Source organism: Bacillus sp. SIMBA_026, from assembly GCF_046535335.1.
GTDB classification, from domain to species: Bacteria; Bacillota; Bacilli; order Bacillales; family Bacillaceae; genus Bacillus; species Bacillus velezensis.
Map to the genome: position 1 here is coordinate 1 of NZ_JAWRWX010000554.1, position 229 is coordinate 229.

Genomic DNA, 229 nt, shown 5'->3' on the forward strand with positions numbered 1-229 from the left:
CGAATACAAGATTAAGAGCGCTTCGGGGGCCCGCTTCCAGCAGAACCAGTCTGGCGTGGCGGTGGGCGCCGACAAGGCGGTCGACTTCCTGGGAGGCAAGACCTATTTCGGTGCCTTGTTCAATTACAGCGAATCGAAGCTTGACGACAAAGCGGGCGCCAAGGGCACGGTGGACGCGTACTCTATCGGCGCCTATGCCACGTGGATGGGCCGCAATGGATACTACCTG

General features: G+C 59.8%; 1 protein-coding gene. It reads left to right on the forward strand.

Annotated elements, in window-relative coordinates; genetic code table 11:
* Positions 1–229 (forward strand): autotransporter domain-containing protein (locus SB847_RS22520; RefSeq protein WP_410579013.1); only part of this gene is annotated, 229 nt, incomplete at both ends.